Origin of the sequence: Thiomicrospira sp. (assembly GCF_036568485.1) — a bacterium.
GTDB lineage: Bacteria > Pseudomonadota > Gammaproteobacteria > Thiomicrospirales > Thiomicrospiraceae > Thiomicrospira.
Window position 1 is genome coordinate 1 of the sequence record NZ_DATCSL010000035.1, and the last position, 2349, is coordinate 2349.

The 2349-nt window shown below is 46.7% G+C and carries 2 protein-coding genes; one reads left to right on the plus strand and one right to left on the minus strand.

Translation table 11 applies throughout. The annotated features are described in order from the left end of the window. Positions 1 to 194 precede the first annotated feature (194 nt). Entirely contained in the window at positions 195 to 1253 is a 1059-nt protein-coding gene (locus VIM91_RS03375; protein WP_331863412.1) for an AI-2E family transporter, read from the plus strand. A gap of 110 nt (positions 1254 to 1363) precedes the next feature. Here VIM91_RS03375 and VIM91_RS03380 read toward each other — a convergent pair. After that, on the minus strand, positions 1364 to 2349 hold a 986-nt coding region (locus VIM91_RS03380; protein ID WP_331863413.1), incomplete at its 5' end, for a peroxidase family protein.

Consider the following 2349-nt stretch of genomic DNA (forward strand, 5'->3'; position numbering starts at 1 on the left):
TCGCCGTCGCCTAAATGCACATGCCAAGGGGCAAAAAATTCGGGTTGAGTTGGGGTTTGATTCATCAACTACTACTTAAGTAAATATCGTTGAAGCGAAATATACTCAAGTAATTCTTGCTTGTCAAACTCTTTTCACCACCACCAGGCCTGGTGGTAAACTGATGACACAAAAAATAACAGGAGCAAAACCAGATGGAGAATAGAGGCGTTTCTTGGTTAATTGGGTTGGCGAGTGTAATGGTTATTTTGGCGGGTTTAAAAGCCGCTGAAACCATCACGATTCCGATTATGTTGGCGTTATTTGTAGCGATTATCAGCACGCCGTTTTTGCGCATGATGACCACGCGTGGTGTGCCGTCATTTTTGGCGGTACTGATTGTGTTGTTTGTGTTAATCGTGTTTGGGGGCGGACTGGTTTTAATTGTGACCCAATCGATTGATAGTTTTATTGCACAAATGCCTAATTATCAACAACGCTTTCAAAATATGTTGTCGGGTTTGGTGCCAGTGTTAGAAAGTTTGAACTTTCCGATGAGCCGTGAAATGTTGATGGAGCATGTTAATCCGTCTAATGTCATTGGGTCGTTGGGGGCGGCTTTATCTGCGGTGAGTTCTTTGTTAACCAATGTGTTTTTGGTGGTGTTTATTGTGATCTTTATTTTGATGGAAGAAGCCAGTTTCCCGCGAAAATTCAGAGCGGCGATGCCTGATGCACAATTTACTTTGGATACCACCAATGGTTTTATGGCGCGCGTCAATAAATACCTGCTAATCAAAACGATTATTAGTTTTGTAACCGGGACGTTGGTCACTATTTGGTTATATGTGTTGGGCGTCGACTTTCCTGTGTTGTGGGGTTTAGTGGCGATGTTGATGAACTTTATACCTAATGTGGGTTCGTTGATTGCCGCTGTTCCAGCGGTGCTGCTAGCTTTGGTGCAACTTGGATTGGGCGATGCGGCTTTAGTGGCGTTAGGGTATCTGGTAATTAATGTGGTAATGGGGAACTTGCTGGAGCCCAAGTTTATGGGTAAAGGATTAGGTTTGTCGCCGTTGGTGGTGTTTTTGTCTTTATTGATTTGGGGATGGTTATTTGGTCCAGTGGGTATGTTTTTATCGATTCCACTCACCATGATCGTCAAAATTGGTTTAGAGCAATACGAGGGCACACGCTGGGTGGCGATCATGTTAGGTAATGATGCGCCATCGATGGATACAGAAAGTGAACCTGTCGGCCAAAAAACCAACTAAAAATCCACAGCACCAGGCCTGGTGCTTGTAGGAATTAGGTTGGTAGCAATAAAAAGCCCGCTTTATCGAAATAAGATTAAGCGGGCTTTTTGCTTTGCGATTAAAACAGATTAGCTTAAATCAAACCGATCGGCATTCATCACTTTAACCCAAGCTTTCACAAAGTCGTTTACAAGCTTTTGTTGGTTATCGTCTTGTGCGTAAACTTCGGCATAAGCGCGTAATATTGAGTTGGAGCCAAACACCAAATCGACCCGCGATGCGGTGTATTTGACGGCACCGGTTTTGCGATCACAAATTTCGTAGTGCGACTTGCTGGCTGGCTTCCAGGTATAGGCCATGTCGGTTAAGGTCACAAAGAAATCATTAGTGAGGGCGCCCACTTGGTCAGTGAACACACCATGTTTTGAACCGCCATAGTTGGCGCCAATCACGCGTAAACCACCTACTAAACACGTCATTTCATGGGCGGTTAAGCCCATCAACTGAGTGCGATCAAGCATTAGCTCTTCCGGCGAAACGATATAGTCTTTTTTTACCCAGTTGCGATAACCATCGTGAATCGGTTCGAGTGGGTCAAAGGACTCCGCATCCGTCATTTCATCGCTGGCATCTCCACGACCTGGTGCAAACGGAACTTGGATATTAAAGCCTGCGGCTTGGGCCGCTTGTTCAACGCCTAAGTTACCCGCCAGTACAATCGTGTCGGCGATACTTATGCCAAACTTTGAGGCAATGGGTTCAAGTTTCGCCAGTACGCGTGTTAAGCGCTCAGGCTCGTTGCCTTGCCAATCTTTTTGTGGTGCAAGGCGTATGCGTGCGCCGTTTGCTCCGCCGCGCATATCCGAACCTCGAAAAGTGCGAGCACTGTCCCAAGCGGTTGTAACCAGCTCGGCGCTTGATAAACCGGTGGCGGCGATTTTGGCTTTGACCGCATCGACATCATAATCTTTGCGTCCAGCCGGCACCGGGTCTTGCCAAATTAAATCTTCCGTCGGCACATCTGGCCCGATATAACGCACTTTTGGCCCCATGTCGCGGTGGGTGAGCTTGAACCAAGCGCGCGCAAACACCTCGGATAAGTAATCAGGGTTTT